Annotated in this window: 23 protein-coding genes and 4 tRNA genes; 18 read left to right on the top strand and 9 right to left on the bottom strand. The window is 48.2% G+C overall.

What is annotated here, in order from left to right:
- Positions 1–255: 255 nt before the first annotated feature.
- Positions 256–420, bottom strand: a complete 165-nt coding sequence (locus tag B9A14_RS13940) for a DUF1540 domain-containing protein (RefSeq protein WP_084666461.1) — start codon at positions 418–420, stop codon at positions 256–258.
- A gap of 58 nt (positions 421–478) precedes the next feature.
- Complete coding sequence (locus tag B9A14_RS13935) at positions 479–1,915, bottom strand: RtcB family protein (RefSeq protein WP_277995822.1); 1,437 nt, start codon at positions 1,913–1,915, stop codon at positions 479–481.
- A gap of 88 nt (positions 1,916–2,003) precedes the next feature.
- Between B9A14_RS13935 and polA the strand changes: the two genes are divergently transcribed.
- The 9 genes from polA (at position 2,004) to B9A14_RS13890 (ending at position 9,823) form a co-directional block, all read left to right on the top strand.
- On the top strand, positions 2,004–4,679 hold the full coding sequence (gene polA, locus B9A14_RS13930) for a DNA polymerase I (RefSeq protein WP_084666460.1): 2,676 nt from the start codon (positions 2,004–2,006) through the stop codon (positions 4,677–4,679).
- A complete protein-coding gene (gene mutM, locus B9A14_RS13925; RefSeq protein WP_084666459.1) occupies positions 4,672–5,496 on the top strand; it encodes a DNA-formamidopyrimidine glycosylase in 825 nt (274 codons plus the stop codon). The genes polA and mutM overlap by 8 nt, the downstream gene beginning before the upstream one ends.
- A gap of 73 nt (positions 5,497–5,569) precedes the next feature.
- Entirely contained in the window at positions 5,570–6,199 is a 630-nt protein-coding gene (gene ytaF, locus B9A14_RS13920; protein ID WP_084666458.1) for a sporulation membrane protein YtaF, read from the top strand.
- Between the two features lie 25 nt (positions 6,200–6,224).
- Positions 6,225–6,833: a dephospho-CoA kinase gene (gene coaE, locus B9A14_RS13915; RefSeq protein WP_084666457.1), complete on the top strand. Its 609-nt coding sequence runs from the start codon at positions 6,225–6,227 to the stop codon at positions 6,831–6,833.
- Entirely contained in the window at positions 6,830–7,390 is a 561-nt protein-coding gene (locus B9A14_RS13910; protein ID WP_231967785.1) for a lytic transglycosylase domain-containing protein, read from the top strand. Before coaE ends, B9A14_RS13910 begins: the two co-directional genes overlap by 4 nt.
- A gap of 113 nt (positions 7,391–7,503) precedes the next feature.
- Positions 7,504–8,547 carry a nicotinate phosphoribosyltransferase gene (locus B9A14_RS13905; RefSeq protein ID WP_084666456.1) on the top strand — a complete coding sequence of 348 codons (1,044 nt, stop codon included), beginning with the start codon at positions 7,504–7,506 and terminating at the stop codon, positions 8,545–8,547.
- A 50-nt stretch (positions 8,548–8,597) separates the two neighbouring features.
- A tRNA-Leu gene (locus tag B9A14_RS13900) sits at positions 8,598–8,683 on the top strand.
- 223 nt (positions 8,684–8,906) lie between these two features.
- Positions 8,907–9,485: a nitroreductase family protein gene (locus B9A14_RS13895; protein WP_084666455.1), complete on the top strand. Its 579-nt coding sequence runs from the start codon at positions 8,907–8,909 to the stop codon at positions 9,483–9,485.
- Positions 9,486–9,565: 80 nt separating this feature from the next.
- Positions 9,566–9,823 (top strand): DUF3243 domain-containing protein, encoded by a 258-nt coding sequence (locus B9A14_RS13890; RefSeq protein WP_084666454.1) that lies wholly within the window; start codon positions 9,566–9,568, stop codon positions 9,821–9,823.
- A 33-nt stretch (positions 9,824–9,856) separates the two neighbouring features.
- On the opposite strand, the gene B9A14_RS13885 is transcribed toward B9A14_RS13890, so the two are convergent.
- From B9A14_RS13885 to B9A14_RS13875, 3 genes are all read right to left on the bottom strand, one after another.
- On the bottom strand, positions 9,857–10,045 hold the full coding sequence (locus B9A14_RS13885; RefSeq protein WP_084666453.1) for a ferredoxin: 189 nt from the start codon (positions 10,043–10,045) through the stop codon (positions 9,857–9,859).
- Between the two features lie 95 nt (positions 10,046–10,140).
- Entirely contained in the window at positions 10,141–11,565 is a 1,425-nt protein-coding gene (locus B9A14_RS13880) for a glycosyltransferase family 2 protein (protein ID WP_084666452.1), read from the bottom strand.
- Positions 11,566–11,817: 252 nt separating this feature from the next.
- Positions 11,818–12,219 (bottom strand): YckD family protein, encoded by a 402-nt coding sequence (locus B9A14_RS13875; RefSeq protein WP_084666451.1) that lies wholly within the window; start codon positions 12,217–12,219, stop codon positions 11,818–11,820.
- Positions 12,220–12,389: 170 nt separating this feature from the next.
- Between B9A14_RS13875 and B9A14_RS13870 the strand changes: the two genes are divergently transcribed.
- Positions 12,390–13,148, top strand: a complete 759-nt coding sequence (locus B9A14_RS13870; RefSeq protein WP_084666450.1) for a helix-turn-helix domain-containing protein — start codon at positions 12,390–12,392, stop codon at positions 13,146–13,148.
- On the opposite strand, the gene B9A14_RS13865 is transcribed toward B9A14_RS13870, so the two are convergent.
- Positions 13,145–14,098, bottom strand: a complete 954-nt coding sequence (locus tag B9A14_RS13865) for an L-lactate dehydrogenase (RefSeq protein WP_084666449.1) — start codon at positions 14,096–14,098, stop codon at positions 13,145–13,147. The two genes, B9A14_RS13870 and B9A14_RS13865, sit on opposite strands and share 4 nt — an antisense overlap.
- A 39-nt stretch (positions 14,099–14,137) precedes the next feature.
- Between B9A14_RS13865 and B9A14_RS13860 the strand changes: the two genes are divergently transcribed.
- The 8 genes from B9A14_RS13860 (at position 14,138) to speB (ending at position 21,639) form a co-directional block, all read left to right on the top strand.
- On the top strand, positions 14,138–15,058 hold the full coding sequence (locus B9A14_RS13860; RefSeq protein ID WP_084666448.1) for a selenium metabolism-associated LysR family transcriptional regulator: 921 nt from the start codon (positions 14,138–14,140) through the stop codon (positions 15,056–15,058).
- 8 nt (positions 15,059–15,066) lie between these two features.
- Entirely contained in the window at positions 15,067–15,678 is a 612-nt protein-coding gene (gene mobA / locus B9A14_RS13855; RefSeq protein WP_084666447.1) for a molybdenum cofactor guanylyltransferase, read from the top strand.
- Positions 15,675–16,913: a molybdopterin molybdotransferase MoeA gene (locus B9A14_RS13850; RefSeq protein WP_084666446.1), complete on the top strand. Its 1,239-nt coding sequence runs from the start codon at positions 15,675–15,677 to the stop codon at positions 16,911–16,913. Before mobA ends, B9A14_RS13850 begins: the two co-directional genes overlap by 4 nt.
- 79 nt (positions 16,914–16,992) lie before the next feature.
- Positions 16,993–17,487 carry a molybdopterin-guanine dinucleotide biosynthesis protein B gene (gene mobB, locus B9A14_RS13845; RefSeq protein WP_084667163.1) on the top strand — a complete coding sequence of 165 codons (495 nt, stop codon included), beginning with the start codon at positions 16,993–16,995 and terminating at the stop codon, positions 17,485–17,487.
- Positions 17,488–17,492: 5 nt separating this feature from the next.
- The gene (gene phoU, locus B9A14_RS13840) at positions 17,493–18,161 is read left to right on the top strand and encodes a phosphate signaling complex protein PhoU (RefSeq protein WP_084666445.1); all 669 of its coding nucleotides are present in this window, start codon (positions 17,493–17,495) and stop codon (positions 18,159–18,161) included.
- Positions 18,162–18,186: 25 nt separating this feature from the next.
- Positions 18,187–19,791 carry a Na/Pi cotransporter family protein gene (locus tag B9A14_RS13835; RefSeq protein WP_084666444.1) on the top strand — a complete coding sequence of 535 codons (1,605 nt, stop codon included), beginning with the start codon at positions 18,187–18,189 and terminating at the stop codon, positions 19,789–19,791.
- 77 nt (positions 19,792–19,868) lie between these two features.
- Positions 19,869–20,723: a polyamine aminopropyltransferase gene (gene speE, locus B9A14_RS13830; RefSeq protein ID WP_084666443.1), complete on the top strand. Its 855-nt coding sequence runs from the start codon at positions 19,869–19,871 to the stop codon at positions 20,721–20,723.
- A 13-nt stretch (positions 20,724–20,736) separates the two neighbouring features.
- Positions 20,737–21,639, top strand: coding sequence for an agmatinase (gene speB, locus B9A14_RS13825; protein ID WP_084666442.1), 903 nt, complete (start codon positions 20,737–20,739; stop codon positions 21,637–21,639).
- A gap of 130 nt (positions 21,640–21,769) precedes the next feature.
- Here the strand turns inward: speB and B9A14_RS13820 are convergent.
- The 3 genes from B9A14_RS13820 to B9A14_RS13810 all read right to left on the bottom strand — a co-directional run bounded on the left by B9A14_RS13820 (position 21,770) and on the right by B9A14_RS13810 (position 22,009).
- A tRNA-Phe gene (locus tag B9A14_RS13820) sits at positions 21,770–21,845 on the bottom strand.
- A gap of 7 nt (positions 21,846–21,852) precedes the next feature.
- Positions 21,853–21,929, bottom strand: a tRNA-Asp gene (locus B9A14_RS13815).
- Between the two features lie 5 nt (positions 21,930–21,934).
- Positions 21,935–22,009: transfer RNA gene (locus B9A14_RS13810), tRNA-Val, on the bottom strand.
- Between the last annotated feature and the right edge of the window lie 25 nt (positions 22,010–22,034).

Here is a 22,034-nt window from a genome sequence, read left to right as displayed (position 1 = left end):
ATGGGACTCCTGCAAGGCCTACAAAGGCTTGGGTGGCTCTGTTAAGATTTTTTAGTAGGTACCTTTTAGTTCTTTTTACCAAACGATCGTGATGACTATGTCTCAATAAATGGCAAGCCCTGGATACTAGCCTAGCAGCATCTTTAAATTGTGAAGGTAAAAAGAAACGAAAAGCTCCGCTATAAAAGCGGAGCTTTTCTATGGGTACACAGTATTTCTTCAGGCTATGGTATAGAGCTAAGTTTGTTTAAACAGTTATTTTTTGGCTGCATGCCGCGGTATGAAGGTGTCACATGCTGTATCGTCGGGAACTGTGGTCATGTGATCCATAAGGGTGGGACGTACTTGGATACTGGAGGCCTTACACTCATTTCCTTCTTGATACAGGCACTGGTCTACTGAGCATTTGATCCTGGGCATTTTTATCACCTCCCTTTACGGGAGTTAGGATTACCCTTGGAAGGGTAATTTATGCAATTTAACCCTCATCCCCTTCCCCCTTGATTACGGCCAGGGGTTTAAGCCTGGCCACTGGCTTAGTTAAGCCTGCGTCCACTAGGGTACCCACTACTTCATCTATATCCTTGTAGGCTACGGGAGCCTCATCAAGGAGGGAACGTAAATTTTTGGCCCGCAGAAGCACTCCTTTAAGGGACTCCTGCAGTTCCTCGGGGGATAATGAACTCTTAGCCTTTTTCCGTGACATGATCCGGCCCGCTCCATGATTTACGGAATTAAAGGTTTCCCCAATACGCTCTGTACCTATAACTACATAGGAAGCTGTACCCATACTCCCCGGGATTATGGCTGGGTGACCAGTGGCTAGGTAACGCGCTGGGTTTTCTTTATGTCCAGCCGGCAGGGCCCGGGTAGCTCCCTTCCGATGAACAAGTAAGGTTCTTCCTTTATGTTCTTCAAACTTAGCTATATTATGAGCCACATCATACACTAGTTCCAACCCTATTTCCTCAAGAGAAAGCTTTAAAACTTCCTCAAAGGCTTCCCGTACTAGGAAGGTTATAAGCTGCCGGTTGGCGAAGGCGAAGTTAGCAGCACAGGCCATGGCTGCAAGATACTGGCGACCTTCAGGCGAATCGATGGGTGCCGCAGCTAACCCTTTGCTGGGGAGCCGTATACCATATTTGGAGGCAGCTTGGGCCATACGTGCTGAATAATCAGTGCAGATCTGGTGACCGAAGCCACGGCTGCCGGTATGGATAAGAATAGTTACTTGTCCTTCTTGTAGTCCCATCACAGAGGCTACTTCCGGGAGGAAGACCTTTTCTACTTCCCCTATTTCTATGAAATGGTTCCCCCCGCCTATGGTGGCTAGTTGATCGGCCCGCTCCCGGGCCTGTTGGCTTACAGCCTTAAGATCAGCGCCGGGCAAAGCTCCTCCCGCCTCGATGGAAGCTTCATCCTCAGGAAAACCATAACCCCGACGGATAAAGTAAGCTGCACCTTGATGAGTTACAGCTTCTAGGTCAGCCTCCCGGAATTCGCGATAGAGGCTAGATTTACCTACTCCTGAAGGAACGCGCTTTTCTATGGCTGCGAGCAGTTTTTCTAGTTTTCCGGTAGTAAGGGATTTAGCTTCTAGGTTGGTGCGTAAGAGACGCACCCCACAGTTGATATCCATTCCTACCGCACCAGCAGATACTACCCCGGTCTTGCTGTCTGTGGCCATTACTCCTCCGATGGGTAAACCGAACCCTGTATGGATATCAGGCATACCTATGACCGGGGATACTACTCCAGGGAGGCTAGCGGCATCGGCCAGTTGTTTTAAAGCTTCACTTTCGCCGAATTGGGCTTTTAATTTAGGGCTTAAGAAAACTAAAGCCTCCACCTGCATATCACCATAAGGTGACAGGCGGTAGCGGTTTTTTCCACAGGGTTCTAGGTTAAAGTTCACTTTTTATCCCTCCGTCCAGAAAGTTGCTTAAAAAGGGTATAATGGAGTACAATGGATAAAGCTAAGTTAAGCAAGTGAGGTTAGTTCTATGGCGGCCAAGTTGTTACTTATAGATGGTAATAGTGTAGCCCACCGGGCTTTCCACGCCCTGCCTTTGCTTTCCACCAGTACAGGAATCTTTACTAACGCCGTATACGGCTTTACTATTATGCTTCAAAAAGCTTTCGCAGAAGCCAAACCGGAATACGTGGCAGTAGCCTTCGATCATGGTAAAGTCACCTTCCGTACCGAACTGCTATCTAGCTATAAAGGGCAGAGGCCGGAAACCGCAGTGGAATTACGCCCCCAGTTTGAGTTGATCAAGAGGCTCCTCCGTGCCTGGCGTATAGCTATCTATGAACAGGAAGGTTTTGAAGCCGACGATATAATAGGTACCTTGGCCTGCCAGGCTAAGGAAGTAGGGTTAACCTGTCTTATTTTAACAGGCGACCGGGATGCTCTGCAACTTGTAGACGAAAAAGTCCAAGTGATGCTCATGCGTAAGGGTATCTCCCAGGTGGCCATTTACGATGTCCAGACTATTAGACAGGAGTATGGCGTGGAGCCGGCTCAGCTGGTAGATGTGAAGGCCCTCATGGGTGATCCTTCTGATAATATTCCGGGGGTTCCTGGAATAGGGGAGAAAACTGCTTTACAGCTAATACGGGAGTATGGCGACTTGGAAGGGGTACTTGCCCACGTCCATGAGCTTAAAAAGGGTAAGGTAGCAGAGAATTTAATAGCCCACGCTGAACAGGCGCGGCTGGCCCAGAGACTTGCTACTATTTGTTGCGATGCTCCTATTAAGTTAGATTTAGAATACTGCCGCAGGCAAAAGCCCGATTATGAGGCTTTACTTTCTCTATATAAAGAGCTGGAATTCCACAGTCTTATTAAAGGTGTCCTACAAGAGATGCAGGAAAGTAAAGAAGGAGCTGCTCCTATTATCCTGCCGTCCCCCCAGCCCAAGGTTAGATCCTTATCCTTACCCCAACCTCGACTTTTAAAAAATGTAGAGGAGTTGGCTCACCTGGCCCGGGACCTGGCCAGACAGGAAGAAGTAGCTCTGGAATTAAAGCTTACCTCTCCGGCTTATTTAGAGGCAGGACTGGAAGCTTTGGCTTTAGCCTGGGGTGAGGGAGTCGCTATTTTCGAAGCCCGACAGGTTTCTTCCCAGGCTGTAGTTATGGCCTTGGCACCTCTCCTAGATAGGGATAAAACTTCCCTTCTTTTTCATGATGCTAAAGCGGCTTTGGCTTGGCTTATGGGTGCCGGGGCGCGGGCGGGGGATCCGGTAGGTGATACCATGGTAGCTGGTTATCTCTTAAATCCGACGGCTTCCCGCCACGACCTTCCTGAGCTGTGCCTGGAGCACTTAGATGTAGCCTTGATAGAGGAGCCAAATACCTTGTTAAACACGGCACGGCGGGCTTATAGCGTCTTTAGACTTCACCAGGTTCTAGCGGAAAAAATACGTTTGGCTGACATGGAAAGTCTTTACAAGGAAGTGGAAGTACCATTAACGAGGGTTCTGGCAGCTATGGAAAGGAGCGGGGTAGCTGTGGACCTGGCTACCCTCGACAACATGGGTGCTGAGCTAGAAGCTGCTCTGGAAAGACTGACTGCTGAGATATATAAATTGGCCGGAGAACCCTTTAATATCAATTCCCCCCGGCAGCTAGCTTACATTCTGTTTGAAAAATTGGGGCTTCCACCGGTAAAGCGTACTAAGACTGGATATTCCACTGATGCAGAAGTTTTAGAGGAGCTGGCTGACAAGCACGAGATAGCTGCTAGATTAGTAGAATATCGGCAGGTCATGAAACTTAAGTCCACGTATGTGGATGGGCTTAAGCCCTTGATCAATCCCCGTACGGGCCGACTGCATACTAGTTTTAACCAGACAGTTACTGCCACCGGCCGGCTGTCGAGTAGCGAACCTAATCTACAGAATATACCGGTACGTATGGACCTAGGGCGGCGCTTACGTAAGGCTTTTGTTCCTCGAGAACCTGGTAGGGTCTTGCTGGCGGCTGATTATTCTCAGATCGAACTGCGGATATTGGCCCATATCTCGGGAGATGAGAGGCTAAGGGAGGCCTTTTTAAGGGGAGAAGACATTCATACCCGGACCGCAGCCGAAGTTTTTGGTGTTCCCCTAGAGGAAGTTACCCCGGAAATGAGGCGCCGGGCTAAGGCAGTTAACTTTGGGATAGTTTATGGCATCAGCGATTACGGCCTTGCGCGGGATTTAGGTATCGGCCGTCGTGAAGCTCATGAATATATAGAGCGTTATTTCCAGCGCTACCCCAAGGTCAAGGCCTACCTGGAGGAAGTAGTACAGCAAGCTCGGGAGAAAGGCTATGTTACCACACTTCTGGGGCGGCGGAGGTATCTTCCCGATCTCTTTAGCCCTAACCATAACATACGGGCTTTTGGCGAGCGTACAGCTAGGAATACGCCTATCCAGGGTAGTGCAGCGGACATCATTAAAGTAGCCATGGTACGCATTTTCCGCCGGATGGAAGAAGAAGGGTTAAAGGCGGAGATGATTCTCCAAGTGCACGACGAGTTGATCTTCGATGTCCCAGAGCTAGAGATCCAAAGGGTGGCAGTTCTAGCCAAAGAGTGCATGGAGCAAGCCTTACCCTTGGAGGTACCCTTGCAAGTGGATGTTAAATGGGGACCCAATTGGTATGATTTGGAGGAGAAGAGCCTTGCCTGAGCTACCAGAAGTAGAAACCATTAGGCGCACCCTAGAACCGCGGGTGCGGGGCCAGGTTATAACTGAAGCCCTGGTGTTGCATCCTTCTGTAGTAGTAACTCCAGAAATACAAGAATTTTCTTCCTTGCTACCGGGGAAAAAAGTAATAGCTTTAGACCGGCGGGGTAAGTATTTGCTCTTTTCTTTAAGCGAAGGATACACTTTGATCTGGCACCTAGGTATGACTGGACGACTTTTGTGGTTAGAACCAGAGCATATCTTGGAGCCCCATACCCATGTGATTATCACTTTTAAATATCATGGCCAGCTCCGCTTTGTAGATGTAAGACGCTTCGGGCGTTGCTACTTAGGTTATACCCAAGAAGTATTCCGGCAAGCCGGTTTACATGATTTAGGGGTGGAACCTTTAAGTCCTGACTTTACTATAGAGAAGCTGGCGCAAATTACCCATTCCACGCGGCGGCATTTAAAAAATCTTTTGCTAGACCAGCATTATATTGCGGGTTTAGGTAATATTTATAGCGACGAGGCTTTGTTTTGGGCTGGATTACATCCTTTAAGGGTTGCCTCTTCTTTAGACAAGAAAGAAATCGAGCGTCTACACCAGGCCATCTGCCAAGTGCTTAAGGCAGGGCTCTCCCATGGCGGGACGAGCATCCGCGATTATGTGGATGGTACAGGCCGTAAAGGGAATCACCAGGATTACCTGGCGGTATACGGTAAGAAGGGCCAGCCTTGCCCTCGCTGTGGGAAAGCTATTGAAACCCTAAAGGTAGGTGGACGTACTAGCTATTTTTGTTCTAGATGTCAATTATAAAAGGAGAAACAGGCACTTCCTCTCCTTCCCTGGGCGTATATTGCTATTGGTGCAGGGAGGGAGGTAAGGAAAAGTGTCTATTATCTCTACTTTACTTCTTGCTTTAGCTGTGAGCCTGGATGGTTTGGGAGTAGGTATTTCTTATGGCTTGCGTGGGCTTAGACTCCCTTGGGTTAGTCTAATTTTGATTACCTTTATTTCTATAGTAGCTAGCTTTTTTTCTATGCTTTTCGGCAAAGCTTCTACCTTGATTTTTCCTCCTCATTTAGCTCAGAAGATAGGGGCTGCTTTGCTATTAGGGTTAGGATGCGAAATCCTACTAGAATCCTACCTAAAAGGGAAGGGGGAAGACTTACAAAATCCGCGTACCTTATTACAGGTGCGGGTGCCTCGATTAGGTTTAATCATAGCTATTTTGCAGGAACCGGCCAAAGCCGATCTAGATTCTTCCGGAAGTATTAGTCCAGGCGAAGCTTTAGCTTTAGGTCTGGCTTTGGCCCTGGATGCTTTCGGGGTAGGTCTGGGGGCAGGAGCTACAGGTTTTTCTTTAACTCTTACACCCCTCTTTATAGGTTGTACCCAGTTGATACTAGTGAGCGCAGGTTTATGGATAGGACGCCGTTGGCATACGGTAAGTTGGGGGAAGAAAGGGGCAGCTTTACCAGGAGTTATTTTAATTAGTTTGGGTCTTTGGCGGTGGTAATGGTATAATATGGAAGGTGAACAACTTGATAGTCATAGGATTGACTGGTGGTATAGGGGCAGGCAAAAGCACTGTAGCCCGCTTTTTAAAGGAGCTGGGTGCTAAGGTAATCGATGCTGATGTAGTGGCCCGCAAAGTGGTGGAACCGGGGAAGCCAGCCTGGGAGGAGATCAGGGATATCTTTGGACCTCAATATTTAAATCCAGATGGTACTATTAACCGTCGAGCGCTAGGTAATCTTATTTTTAATGATGCCCAGGCGCGGGCAAAACTTAATGCTATTACCCACCCCCAAATTAAAGCTGAAATACTCAAGGAGATTGAAAGATATCGTGGGGAGGAGCCTAAAGGAGTAGTGGTAATTGAGGCCCCCCTTTTACTCGAGGCTAGGATGGAAGATATGGTAGATGAGATCTGGGTAGTAACCGCACCGGAAGAAGTGCGGTTACAAAGATTAATGGAACGGGACAACCTCTCCCAGGAAGAAGCTCTAAAGCGTATAAGGGCTCAACTTCCCGAAGAAATAAGAGTTAAATACGCTACCCGTATTATTAACACTAGAGGAAATTTAGAGGCTACCCGGGCGGCCGTCCGCGCGGCCTGGGAAGAATTGCGGGGACGGATGGAACCTTGATACTTAATTACCGGCGCACTTTAGTAGTACTACTACTTCTTCTTTTGGTGGCAGGAGCTGTGCTGTTTAAGCCCTTAGGTCGCCTGTTTTATCCCATGCCTTACCAGGAGATGGTGTTTTTTTATGCCCACCAGAACGGTTTAGATCCTTTGCTGGTATTGGCCTTGATACGTACAGAAAGCAAGTTTTACCCTTTGGCTGTATCCTCTACAGGAGCTCGGGGGCTAATGCAGCTTATGCCCGAGACAGCGGGATGGGTAGCTAAGAAATTGGGTATTGAGTTCCAAGTAGAACGTCTTTTTGACCCGGAGTATAACCTACGTCTGGGGACCTGGTATTTATCCTATATCCTTAGGGAATTTAATGGCAACTTGACCGCAGCTCTTGCTGCATACAATGGGGGCAAGGAAAAAGTAAAGGAATGGCTGGTTACCGGTACCTGGAGCGGTACTATGGCAGATTTGGAAAAGATCCCCTTTCCAGAAACCCGGGGATTTGTACGGCAAGTACTGCGCGACTACTCTATATACCGCTGGCTTTACCGCGGTTATCACTAAAGCTATTAGTTATAAGGAGGAAAGATCGACCCTATAAAAGAGGTATTTTTTGCTGGGGAGCGAATAAATTAAAGACAATTTAATTTAGCCTTTAGAAGGGGAGAGTGAAAGGATTGGCCAAGGAAGAATTAACCTCCTTGGAACAGGTTAAGCTCCTAAAGATATCTCCGGACCGTGCTTTTTTTTCCGCCCAGCATGAAGAGATTGCCACTGGTGCTACTACTGATATTTATTTTATAAGGACTTATGAAATATTAAAGGACCTAGGGCTTTTGTATACAGAGGTTACAGCAGAAATTTTCCCACGGCGAGAAGGGATACTGGCTGGGGTAGCCGAAGTCCTTAATCTTTTACAGGGGAAAAAGGTAGAAATTTGGAGTCTCCCTGAGGGGAGTTCCTTTGCTGCTAAGGAAGTAGTAATGCGCATTAAGGGACCCTATGGGGAATTTGGCTTATTTGAAACCGCTATTTTAGGGATGTTGGCCAGCTCGAGCGGCTGGGCCACAGCGGCGAAAGAGATTAAAGAGGCAGCAGGGGACAAACCTTTTATATGTTTTGGAGCCCGGCATGTTCATCCAGCCGTAGCACCGGTTATGGAGCGCGCTGCCCTCATTGGTGGTGCTTCTGGAGCAAGCTGCATCCTGGCTGCCAAGATGGCCGGGATGGAGCCCCAAGGTACCGTACCCCATGCTTTATTTTTAATTATTGGTGATACAGTGGAAGGGGCCAAGGCCTACCACCGCCTGATGCCTCCTGGAGCCAAACGCACTATTTTGGTAGATACTTTTAAAGACGAGGCTGAAGAAGCTCTTCGGGTAGCTGAAGCTCTGGGCCCGGCCCTCGAGGCTATCCGCCTGGATACCCCCAGTGAACGGGGAGGTGTCACCCCTGATCTGGTGCGTGAAGTACGGGCGAGACTAGATGGAGCTGGTTTTCATCATGTACGTATCTTTGTCTCGGGAGGATTAACACCAGAAAAAGTTCGCCAACTGGCGGAGGCTGGAGCGGATGCTTTTGGAGTAGGTAGTTATATTTCTGGCGCACCTCCCATTGATATGACTATGGATCTTAAAGAAGTAGCAGGGCGGCCAGTGGCCAAGCGGGGTCGCCTGCCCGGCCCCCTTCCCAACCCACGGTTAGAACGACTCTATCCTTGACAGGGAAGCTTCTCCTGTTTATAATCAAAATGAAACAATAAACTTGCTGTGTCGGAGTGGCGGAACTGGCAGACGCGTGCGTTTGAGGGGCGTATGGGTTCAGCCCGTGCGGGTTCGAGTCCCGCCTCCGACACCATCCTTAGGCACACAAAGTTGTAGGGTGACCTCTGCCCGGTCGGGGTAGAGGTCAACTTGTTTTACGTAGGTTTCTACTATCCGCCTTAGCCGGTAGGGGTCCAGTTGACCGGCAAAGTCTTTCTTCCAATATTAATAGGCGGTGTCCGCCTTGTGTCCTATGCTTCTGATAGAATATGATATTGGTTAGTTGGAGGAAAAGATTAGAGGAGGTATGCCCATCCATGGAACTTTATGAAGCGATGGAGAAACGGCGCAGTATAAGAAAGTTCAAACCTGATCCCGTTCCCCGGGAAACCCTAACCCGCATCCTGCAAAAGGCTATATGGGCACCTTCGGGGAATAACTTACAACCTTGGGAGTTTATAGTAGTTACAGGTGTTAAAAAAGAAGAATTAGCGATGAGTTACGGGCGGATCACGGAGTTCGGTTTTCCCCCAGCTGGGAAACGTACAGAAGCGCAAGAGAAGTTTCTCGAGTGGGCCAAGACTTTAGGAGGAGCGCCAGTGGCTGTAGTAGCCTTAAGTCCTGTTCACGGTGATCCACTTACCAGGAAGATGAATTTGGAGAGCGTGGCGGCAGCCTTTACATATCTTCTGCTAGCTGCTACTGCCGAGGGTCTGGGGACTTGCTGGATGACAGGCCCCCTCCGGAATGAAAAGGAAGTGCGGCGTATTTTAGAGATACCTGACGATAAGGAAATTGTAGCTATAACGCCGCTAGGGTATCCGGACGAAGAACCTGTTCCTCCTCCGAGGAAGGATCCGGAATTAAAAGAAAAAGTCCAGTGGATCGGATTTTAAATTCGTTGAGCTACATTTTTCATAAAGCCCTCCTCCACCGGGAATACTCAATAGAGAATCCTGTGAGAGGAGGAAAGGGTGTGGCTGAAGGCGAAAAAGGTTGGCAGGAGTGGAAGAATACTCTGGCTACTGCGGTGAATATAGGTAATTTCGTAGGGATGAATGAAAATACTATCGAAGGGCTGGCTTACCGCATCGGGAATTTTTTAGCTGCGCGGGTAGATCCAGCCAATCGGGAACAAAGGGTATTAAAGGAATTATGGGATGCGGCTAATGAAGACCAGAGGCGGGTCCTAGCCCAAGTTATAACGCAGATGGTAAGCGATGGCCAGAAATGAAGGGGGCGTTTATGCCCCCTTCTCTCTTCTTCTTTATACCTCTTTTATCGCCTCACTTGGACAGGACTCAATGGCTTCCCGGGCACAATCCTCGGAGTCTTCAGGTACCTCATCCACAATGACATGGGAAAGGCCTTCATCGTTCCAATCAAATACCGCCGGACACAGATCTATACAAGCGCCACAAGCAATACAGAGATCTTGATCTACGTAAACCTTCACCTTAGGATACCTCCTTACAAAAGTTTAACTTTTCTTTTCCAGAGAACATTACGTATTTTGTACGGCCGGAAAGATTTTCATACCTTAAACCCTGGTCAGTGGGTGGCCTCCTTCGTGCGAGGAGTTTTCACCCAGACCTGGGGCTGGCGGTTAAGCAATTTCATGATCGAGGCAGAAGTATAAGGTAAGGGGAGGAAGAAGCTGGCTATAGGTAAGGCTAAAAGCTGTAAGGCTCCAAGAATTTGTTCATACCAGGGTACTGGATCCATAAGCCGCCTAAAATGGAAGAAAATATAAAAGGTGAAGACGAAGTAAATCACGAAAAGATAATGTAGCGCTTGGCGAACACCTAATGGTAGTATTGAAGGATCTAGGTACCCGTTAATCCCTAAGAGTAAGAAGCTTAACGGGACTAGAACAGCTCCTTGATAAAGTGTCCATTCACCTTGGCCTTTCCAAAAGAGATTATATAACAGGGGAGCACGTTTAGACCAATCATACTGATGGGCCCAACGGAATTTATCGCATACCTGGAGATGGCCACTTCCCCACCGCAGGCGCTGGCGGAAAAACGCCTGGAAAGTGGCCGGTGTCTGTTCGGTGCTAAAGAAGGGGAAATATTCTGCCCACACCCCTGTCTCTAGATATGCCCTTACTCCCAACTCTAGATCTTCTGTCAAGGCCCGGTGATCATAGCCACCGATCCTCTCTAGGAGCTTGCGGCTAATAAAGAGGTTAGTACCACCTACAAAAGGTAAACGCTTCATAAGCACGGGCATATACCACTTATGGGCGATAGCTTGGTAAAGGGCTGCCACTTTGGTGATAAAGCCTAGCTGGAAAAAATTACGGACCTGGAATACTGGCCCCTGCCAGATCCTATCCCGGGGATCCTGCAAGTAGGACCAAGCTATGTATAGAAGTACTTTTTTCTCTGGGTGACTTTCAGCATCGTAAAAACCGCAAATGATAGCACGCGGGTCCACGTATGAGAGACCGTAGTTTAAGGCGCGGCCTTTGGTGGAAGGAACTACTCGACCTAGGCAGAAGCCCTGGAAACGCCCGTCAAAATCATAGGGTACTGTACAATGTTTTAGCTGGGGAACTTCCTTGCGGGTAGCAAATTCCCTGATCTTGGCTTCCACTACATCTTGAGTAGTAGGTCCATTACCTCCCTCCTCTTGCCGGGCTAAAAGTTCTTTCTCATCAGTGATGACTACGATTTCGTAACGATCTTTAGGGTACTCTAGCGAAGCCAGATGTTCTATAGTGTTGGCTATCACCTCGGCTTCATTACGAGCCGGGACTAGGACAGAGAAAAACGGGAGATCCAGACCTTTTGCCCGGGCCAGGGCTTCCACCTTTTCGATGGTTAAAGCTGGCCGCTTTCTCCAAAAATGTTTTTCCGCATACCACATCCAGATAAAATATCTTAAAAACAAGAGGAAGAATAACACATAAAATCCCATGGCAGCGAGATACAACACCTGTGCCATTTCTAGTCCCGTTTCCCAGTCCATATCCCGTCTCCTCCATATTTTGGGTAATTCAACCGGATATAATTATAGCACTGCCTGGAGTTATTACCAATGGGTAGAACCTTTTCCTGCGCCAGTTTTCCCTTTTTGCACTTCTTCTATCCTTGTTCCTCAAGCTATATTGGCTTATATCTCGCCGGTAAACGCTTAAGATGCGGGTACAAAGAAAAACAGGGGGTTACCCCCCTGCTAGAGCTGTATTAGTCTCCCCTTGTACGGCCGTGATCCTCTGCCCTACAGCCCTCGCATTAAACTTAAGCCATAGGCTGGGCCAAAGCTCGCACCTTTATTCTCCGGCCCCCTTAGGAAACCAGCTCCCCAACCTCCCATCATACCTCCGGGACCCCAGCCTCCCATCATGCCTCCGGGACCCCAACAATACCAAGGTCCGAGGTTATTGTTCTGGCGGAACTGTTCCATGAGTTCCAACCGCTCTTTTAAGAAATTACCTTGCTGAGGAGTGAGCTCGCCGCTTTCTACATACTTATCAATGATCTGCTTACGCAATTCTACAATCTGCCGGTGAAGGGAGTCGATCTCCGCTTTTTTATCTGGACTGATGGCAGCGAAGGCTGCTGGCAGGGCTAGGGCCAGCAAGAAAATCAGGGCCACAATCAGGATTATTTTTTTGTACATGGCCTTACCCCTCCTTTCTGCATATAAGTATAAGGCAGGGGTATGATGGAAATTTGAGGCCTTTATGAAGAAAGAATGAAGATTTTCCAGGTTGACAAGTCTCTTCTCAAACCCCTATACTTTCTCTAGTAATACTATAGTGTTTTTCAAAAATAGGTGGTATGAGCGAAATGAGGATCTGTGGTCAAAAGATACGGGAACTCAGGGAAGGGAGAGGTTATTCCCTTCAAGACCTCGCCCAAAAGGCTCAAGTATCAGTTTCTTACCTCAGTGAAATAGAGCGAGGTACCAAAAAGCCTTCCCTCAAAACCTTGGACCGCATAGCTTCAGCCTTGAACATTCCACGAGACCAACTAGTAGAAGCTGGTACGGGCCGGGGCTTAGAACTTGGACAGCGGGTTCGTCTGTTCCGGGAGAGGGCAGGCCTGTCTTTGACAGAGTTTGCAGCGCAAGTCGGCATTTCTCCTTCTTACTTGAGTGAAATAGAGCGGGGAAACGTGTATCCTGCGGTGGATACTATAAAGAAACTAGCTGAGGGCTTGCAGGTACCTTTGAGTTCTTTATGGGGACAGGGCGAAACCTTAGGGCAAAAGCTGCGTATGGCCCGGGAAGAGCAGGGCTTGACCCAGGCCGAACTAGCTAAGGCCGCAGGCGTCTCTGCTGGACTGGTGGGTCAGATTGAACAAGGTAAAGTTCAACCCTCCCTGAAAACCTTGGAAAAGCTGGGTGCCGTGCTAGGGATCTCCCCATGTTATTTTATTGCTGAAGATGCCGGGGTAGAGGAGATCCTGCACCAGATGAGCTCGGATGTTCGTTGCCTGCTTCTGGATCCCAAAGTTCAGGCGGTTTTACGGCTGGTGTGCAATTGTACGGAAAAGGAGCTCCGTTTTATCTTAAATTTTATCCAGCTTTATAAACGTAGTCACTAAATTTTAAGGGTCTCGATGACTTCCCGTAAGGTTTCAGCTGAGCGGTGAAGGGCCAGCTTTTCTCCCGGAGCTAAGGGTAACGGTAGTACGCTTATCCGCCCCTCCCGCCCTATAACGCAAGGCAGGCTTAAAGCAACTTCATAGTTAATATCATAGAGGTCATGGATCACGCTGGAGATAGTTAAGACGCGTCTTTCATCCCGGAGTATAGCTTCAGTGATCCTGGTCAAGGCCAGGGCTACACCGTAGGAGGTAAATCCTTTGCGTTGGATAATTTCATAAGCTGCTTCCCGCACCTGATGGCTTATATCCGCTTTAAAAAGATCCCGGTCTACTGTTCCTTTAGTCAAGGGGAACTCATCTAGCCATATACCGGCGATGTTGGCTAAGCTGAAGACGGGGACTTCGGTATCTCCATGTTCACCGATGACATAAGCGTGGATATTTCTGGGATCTACTCCTACCTGAAGGCTTAAGAGGTGGCGAAAACGGGCGCTATCTAATACGGTACCGGACCCTAAGACGCGGGAGGGAGGAAGATGGGAAACTTTCCAGGCCACATACGTAAGAATATCCACTGGATTAGTTACCATAAGTATTAGAGCATCTGGGCAATAATGGATAAACTCGGGAAGGGCCTCTTGAACCAGGCGAGCATTACGGTGAACGAGATCCAGGCGGCTTTCACCAGGGCGCTGATTGGCTCCAGCAGTGAAGATAAGGATGTCCGCCCCGGCGCAGTCGCGGGGTTCACCAGATAGGATTTTTAGCGGACGGATTAGGGTGGCGGCATGGGAAAGATCCATGGCTTCACCTTGCGCTTTAGCCCGGTTTATGTCTACGAGAACAATCTCTCCTACTACGCCGCTGAAAAGAAGGGAAAAAGCTGTAGTAGATCCTACATATCCGGCTCCTATTATGGCCACTTTAGCTGTACCCTGTTTAGGCATGGTTGTGGACCCTCCTTGGAGAGGTAGGTTATTTAAGCTATGAATCTTAACTTATTGGAAACTTTCATTGTCACCGTGGAAAAAGGTACCCTTTCCGCCGCAGCGGAAGAGTTGCACCTCACCCAGCCAGCAGTGAGTAAACAACTTAAAGCTTTAGAAGAACTATTAGGATTGCGCCTTTTAGAACGCTCTAGCCGGGAAGTGAAACTTACCCCCGGTGGTCACCTCTTTTACCGCCGGGCCCGGGAGATCTTACGTCTCCTGGAACAGACACGTCGGGAACTGGCGGAAATGGCTAGCTTAGTCCGGGGGAAACTAATTTTGGGAGCTAGTACTATACCCGGACATTATATCTTGCCGCGTTTAATTGGGCCTTTTAAGAATAAGTATCCCCAAGTAGAAGTCGAATTAGAAATAGGGGATTCTGAAGAAATTATCCATCGATTAACGGGTGGAGACATTGATCTAGGAGTGGTAGGGGTCGAGGAGCGCAAGCGAGGGTTGCTTTATCAGAGACTAGTAGAAGATGAGCTTATATTGATACTTCCCCCTGGACATCCTTGGTCTAGTAGGTCCTGTCTTACCATCCAAGATTTAGCTGAGGCCCTGTGGGTCTGGCGAAAGGAAGGTTCAGGGACCCGGCGATCAGCAGAGGAATTACTTAAAGCCCTTGGTTTCACTCTGCGGCCAGAAAAAATAGTGGCAGAATTAGGGAGTACGGAAGCAGTAGTAAATGCTGTGGAGGCAGGCTTAGGCATTTCTTTAGTCAGCCGATGGGCAGCAGAAAAATCGTTGCGTCTAGGGCGTTTAGTTACTGTTCCTATAGAGGGTGTCCAGTTAAAAAGATATCTTTACCTGGTGCGGCGTGCCCGGCAGCTATCTCCTCCGGCAGCTGCTTTTGTAGAATTTGTGGAAGGCTGGCGGCCGGGCTGGTACTATTCCAATACACAGGTAGGGTAGTTTTAACCATGGAAGCAGCTGGTATTGTGTTGGCTGGTGGCAGAAGTACCCGTATGGGTACTAACAAGGCCTTGCTCTCCTTAGGGCAGGAAACCATGATAGGGAGAGTAGTAGGATTACTTAAGCTTCTTTTCCCCGAAATTATTCTTGTGACTAACGAACCCGAATTATATCAAGACTTACAAGTTAAACTGGTGCAAGATATATTTCCGGCCCAGGGCCCTTTAAGTGGAATCCATGCCGGCCTTCTAGTATCACCTTATTGGTATAACTTTGTAGTCGCTTGCGATATGCCCTTTCTTAATCTAGAATTGATAACTTTTATGGTAAAAGAAGCCCAGGGTTTCGATGGAGCAGTGCCTCGATTACGTGGATCTTACCAGCCCTTACATGCAGTATATTCACGAAGCTGTCTCCTACCTATTGAGAGTTGTCTTAAAAGAAAACTTACCCAGGTTATTGCTTTTTACCCTGCTGTTCGGCTCCGCCTACTAGAGGCTGAAGTTTTAAGGCGTTTTGGAGATTTGGATACAATTTTTTTTAACATAAATACTCCTGCCGATCTGGATATAGCCAGGCGGAAGATAAAGAACCAAAGGGAAGGCGGAGCCAAAGTATGAGCAGAATCCTAGAATGGGAAGAAGCCTTAAGTTTACTGAATAAAATCGCCCATCCCTTACCACCTAAAAAGGTCCCTTTGGCCGAAGCAGCAGGCCTTGTTCTGGCTGAGGAAATTACTTCTCCAGTTTCCTTTCCACCCTTTCCCCGTTCGCGGGTGGATGGATATGCCTTAGGACCATCTTTATCCCAGGAGTACCGTTTGGTAGGAGAAGTACCTGCTGGAGGCGGTTACCCCAAACCTTTAGGCCCTGGGGAAGCGGTGCGTATTTTTACTGGTGCACCTGTACCTAGGGGTACCATAGGAATCCTCCCTCAGGAATGGGCCCAGGAAGAAGGAAAAAGGCTGCACCTACCTTTTAAGGTAGACCCCATCGTTCTAGCCTCTCTGATCCAGAAGGTAGGGGAGGAGATAGAGCAGGGGGAAAAAATACTTGTTCCAGGAATGCCTTTGACACCGCCAGAAATAGGATTGCTCGCTGCCCTGGGGTTTAGGGAAGTAACTGTCCGTCCCCAGCCACAGGTGGCTTTAGTAGCTGTGGGCAGTGAACTGCGGGATATAGGTGAATGGGAGGAAAGTACTATACCAAGCAGTAACTTGTTTGCCTTAGAGGCTAGCTTACGGTTGGACGGAGTTCAAGTTTATTCTTTTCCCCCCGTACCTGATGATTTGAAAAACCTGGTCTCTCTAATAAGATCTAAACTAGACTTAGTTGATTTAGTAATAACTTGTGGCGGGACAGGGGAAGGGAAATATGACTTTACAGCCCGCGCCTTTATAGAAGTTGGAGCTGAGTTCTTATTTACTAGGGTTAATTTTCGCCCTGGGGGGCGGATAATAGTGGCCAGAGTGGGGTCACGGTTCCTTGTAGGACTACCTGGTATGCCTTCAGCAGCCTTGGTAGCCTTTCATCTTCTGGTACGCCCACTAATAAAGGCCTTAGCTGGAAAGGAACTAAGGCCCTGCTTCTGGAAAGGGATACTAGTAGAACAGGTGGGGAAGGAAAGGCGGCAGCGGGTTTTCCTTTATGCTCGTGCGCGCAACGTGCAGGGTATCTGGGAGTTAACCCCGGTAAACTTAGGTCAAGGTGCTTTAAAGGCTGGAATAGGTGCCAATGCCCTTGTAGATCTCCCACCTGGTACCTCACCTATACCTAGGGAGACCGAGGTAAATTTTATACCTCTAAATTACGGCCCTCTGTTACCTTGTCCCTTGGAGGACAAATCGAATATCTAGAAAGGAGGCGAATACCTGGTCGGGGGCCGGTCTGCCGGAAAGGTAAGTTTGGGCAGATTTTTTGACCAGGGAAGGAGCTTTGATACCTATTATCTCTGTAGTAGGCAAATCAGATGTAGGTAAGACTACTTTGCTGGTGAAACTTATACCCGAACTTAAGTCCAGGGGCTACCGGATCGCTACCATAAAACACGATACCCATGGTTTCGATATCGATAGACCAGGGAAAGATACCTGGAAACATGCCGAGGCTGGCGCCGATATTGTGGCTATATCTTCTCCTAGCAAAGTAGCCTTTATCGAAAAAGTAGAGCGGGAACTTACTTTAGACGAGGTGGCTTCCCGCATCAAGGGTGTAGATCTAATAATTACCGAGGGTTATAAGCGAGGGAATAAGCCCAAGATTGAAGTTCACCGGAAAGCAATGGGAGGTGGCCTTCTTTGTACGGAAGAAGAACTTCTAGCTGTGGTCACCGATGAACCCCTGCTAGTCAAGGTTCCTCTTTTCGGGTTGGATGATGTAGCTGGCTTAGCTGACTTTATAGAAACCCAAATCCTTAAGCGGAGGGTGTAAGGATTATGTCCAGGCCTTTAAGCGCTTACGACCGTGCTTTACTAGAACTAGAGAGGGACATCCTCCGCATGGGTGACCATGTAGAAGCAAGTGTAGCCAAAGCCTTGGAAGCTTTAAAACAGCAGGACGTAGTTTTAGCTAGGCAGGTTATCGAGGATGATACTTTAACCGACGACTGGAACTACGATATCGAAGAAAGGGCTTTAGAACTTATTTCCCTACAACAACCTTTAGACAAAGACTTACGGATCTTAGCCACAGTTATGCGGGTGGGCAGAGAACTGGAGCGTATTGGTGATTACGCTGTAAATATTGCAGAGATAGCCCTACGGCTAGCCGGTCAAGGTCCCTACTTTAAGCCCCTAGTTGACATACCCCGTATGAGCCAGTTAGCCCAGGGTATGCTACGCAAAAGCTTAGAGGCCTTCGTGACTCGAAAAATAGAAACAGCGAAAGAAGTTATAGCTTCTGATGACGAGGTAGACCGGCTTTTTGAAAACCTTTATGAAGAGCTTGTGGATTATATGAAAAAAGGTGCCCAATATGTAGACCAGGCTAGCTATCTTGCGTTAGTTGCGCGGTATTTAGAACGTGTGGCCGATCACGCAGTAAATATAGCTGAGATGGTTATTTTCCGGGAAACAGGTGTCCGCCGCCCTAGCCGAGCGGGGTAGTTTATTATAGGAGGCTTATGGTTGAGTGAGTTTTTTCATCCTTTTAACCAGCCTTTTAGGTGGGTTGGCCCTTTTTATTTTTGGTACCAACCTAATAAGCGACGGGTTACAAAAAGCAGCGGCCGTAGAAGTACAGAAACTACTTGGTACTTTTACTCGTAACCGGGTAGCCGGGATGCTGGTCGGCTTTGTAGTAACTATTTTTCTTCAAACCAGTGCCGTAACTAGCGTCCTTTTAGTGGGTTTCGTTAGTGCAGGACTTATGACCATGGAGCAGGCTTTAGGTGTCATTTTGGGTGCCGCTATAGGGTCCACTATGACGGTACAGCTTATTGTGTTTCGAATTACCGATTACGCACCCTGGGCCCTGATTTTAGGGCTTCTTCCTTATCTTCTAGCTAAACGGCGTAGGTGGCGTTATTTAGGGCAGTCTGCGGTGGGATTTGGCCTTTTATTTTATGGAGTAATGACTATGTCTTCAGCAGTACAGCCTTTAAAGGAATTCCCGGCTTGGGTTCTACAATTTCAATATTTGGCTTCTCATCCCTGGCTTTTGTTTGTGGCTGCCACTTTATTTACTGCTATTGTACAAAGCAGCGCTGCCCCGGTTGCTTTAGCTATCTCCCTCGCTGGGCAGGGGGTGCTCTTTTTGGAACCTGCTTTGGCCATAGTATTGGGGGCCAATGTGGGTACTACAGCTACAGGGTTGTTATCTAGCCTGGCGGCTTCTTGGGAAGCCAGGAGAGTGGCTTGGGCCCATTTCTTTTTCAAAATTATAGGAGCCCTCCTCTTTTTACCGTTTTTACCTAGCTTTGGTCGACTAGTAGCCTGGACCTCTCCTCACCTGGCCCGACAGGTAGCCAATGGGCACACACTTTTTAATGTGGTTAATATGCTTATTTTCCTCCCTTTTACTCCGTATATAAGCAAGCTGTTGGAAAGACTTTTACCTGAACACCCCCGAGAAGAAAAAATAGCCAAATATTTGGATGAAGCTCTCCTGGAAGTACCTGAGCTGGCACTAAGCCGGGTTCGACAGGAAATTTTACGCATGGCAGGCATAATTCGGGAAAAGATGTTTCCCCGGATTATGCAACCTTTACCTTTGCGAGAGGAGGGATTACTCCGGAAACTTAAGGAAGTGGATAATGTACTAGACTGTCTTTACCAGGCCATTGCCCGGTACCTGGCCCGTATTTCTCCAGGAGATGAGAGGGAAGAAGTAGAGAAGGCCCGGCTGTTATATATAGCCAACGATCTAGAACACATAGGGGACGTTATGGTCCAGATGGCTCGGCAGTGGCGGAAGGTGGAAGAAACTGGCCTTGGATTTTCAGCCCAAGGCCAGGCTGAAATAGAAGAGATGTATAGGCTGGTCCAGGAAAACTTTGAGAAAGCCGTAGAGGCCTTTGCTTCTGCAGATTATAGGCTCGCGGTTCAAGTTATAAAGCAGCATCCTGCACTCCTTAAGATGGAAAAGACCTTGCGCTTCAGCCACTTTCAGCGCTTACAACAGGAAAATCGCTTGAGTTTAGAAACTACAGCTGTACACATGGATCTTATAAATCACCTTCTACGGCTCAATAGCCATAATGTAAGCATTGCCCAGGCGGTCCTAGGGATCATTTAAAAGTTGCACCCTGGGTGGTCATAGTGTATCCTTAAGTCGGCAGGAAAATGAATGGTAGCAGGGAGGTAAGTTTCTTTATGCAGGGCATATGGGTAACCGAACTTCAAACTCCACATTTAGCTCTATCATGTCGCGTTAAGAAAACCCTGCATTGGGAAAAGACACCTTACCAGGAGCTATCCATAGTGGATACGGAAGCCTTTGGCCGGATGTTGCTCTTAGATGATGTGATCCAGACCACGGTTAAGGATGAATTTGTGTATCATGAGATGATCGCCCATGTTCCCTTAAATACCCATCCTCATCCCCGGGAAGTCCTAGTAATAGGTGGTGGGGACGGAGGGGCCATTAGAGAAATTATAAAGCATGCTAGTGTTACCCGGGCTGTTTTAGTAGAAATCGATGCCCGGGTGGTGGCCACCGCCCGAGAATACTTGCCAGAGATAGCTTGCGGTCTGGATGATACCCGGGTAGAGATAAGGTTTGAGGATGGTATTGACCATGTGCGCCGTTTTGAGGCCCAGTATGATGTAATAATAGTGGATTCCACAGATCCTGTGGGACCAGCAGCGGGGCTTTTTACCCGCGAGTTCTATCAAAATGTCTTTAAGGCTTTAAAACCCGATGGATTGTTTGTTGCTCAAACGGAATCTCCTTTCTTTAACGCCGAGTTTATCAGGCGTGTATATCATGATATTGCCAGTGTTTTTCCGATAACCCGCATATATCTAGCTACGATACCGACTTATCCCGGCGGTTTATGGACTTTCAGCCTAGGGAGCAAGGAGTACGACCCCTTAGCTGTGGACCCCGCTCGCATACCGCGGCTCCCTACCCGTTACTATTCTCCGGAGGTGCACCGGGCAGCCTTTATCCTACCACCCTTTGTACAGGAGATACTCCATTCTGAAGAAGAAAAGGAAAAGATTTAGGTGGAGGGTTTAAATGGGGAACTTAAAGGATAAATTTACATTTTTACAAGGAGGAGTGTTCTTAGGGAGTACCGACAATTATGTAGACTCGTGGATATGTATTTTGGGTCTTCCCTTGGATGTGACTAGCACGTTCCGACCGGGTAGCCGTTTTGCACCCCAATCTATCCGATCTGTATCTGAGGTGCTGGAGGAATTTAGCCCTTTCCTAAAGCGGGACTTGAAGGAGGTGGCCTTCTGCGACCTAGGGGATTTGGAACTCGTTCCCGGACGAATAAGGGAAAATCTTACTCGCATTGAAGAGGTGGCCTCTGAAGTGTGGAAAGACGGCAAACTCCTCCTAAGCCTAGGAGGTGAACACCTAGTAAGTTACCCGTTAATCCGCGCGGCCCGGAGCCATTACCCCGAGCTAGCTGTATTACATTTTGACGCCCACGCAGACTTGCGAGAGGAATACCAGGGTGAAAAGTATTCCCATGCTACAGTCATGCGCCTGGTGGCGGAGGAGATAGGACCTAGCCATCTCTATCAATTAGGTATTCGTTCCTGTACTTGGGAAGAATGGGTTTATGGGAGTGAGAACACCAACCTTTTTTTAGATCACATTGAACTACCTTTATCCAGGTTGCTACCTGAACTTAAGGGGCGCCCCTTGTACCTTACTTTGGACATAGATGTAGTTGACCCGGCCTATGCCCCGGGTACTGGTACCCCAGAGCCAGGCGGGTGTAGGCCCCAGGATATTTTTTCCGCTCTATACTTGCTTAAAGATGCTCACATTATAGGGTTGGATATAGTAGAAGTCTCTCCAGCTTACGATATGGGAAATATAACTTCTATCTTGGCTGCCAAACTTGTCCGTGAAGCTATCCTGGCTTTTGGCCCCTCTTATCAGAACAAAATGCATCCCTATTAGGTTCCCCAGAGGGGCCTAATAAACCAAACTAAAAGCCTCCTTCCCGTAGCTGGCAGGAGGCATTTTTATGAACAGAGGATTCGCTTTTTACCATAGTCTCAATAAAGCTAGCGAATCCTTAAATTCTTTATGGTGCCCCAGGGCGGAATCGAACCGCCGACACGAGGATTTTCAGTCCTCTGCTCTACCAACTGAGCTACCGGGGCTCGGGTTTGGCGGAGCCGACGGGATTCGAACCCGCGATCTTCGGCGTGACAGGCCGACATGTTGAACCGCTACACCACGGCTCCACCACTGGTGGGCGATGGTAGATTCGAACTACCGACCCCTTGCTTGTAAGGCAAGTGCTCTCCCCCTGAGCTAATCGCCCATCTAGTACTCACTGCGAGCTTTAT

This window comes from Thermanaeromonas toyohensis ToBE (genome assembly GCF_900176005.1).
Classification (GTDB): Bacteria; Bacillota; DSM-521; order Neomoorellales; family Neomoorellaceae; genus Thermanaeromonas; species Thermanaeromonas toyohensis.
The sequence above is the reverse complement of the archived record's forward strand: the minus strand, read 5'-3'. Positions and strand labels throughout refer to the sequence as shown.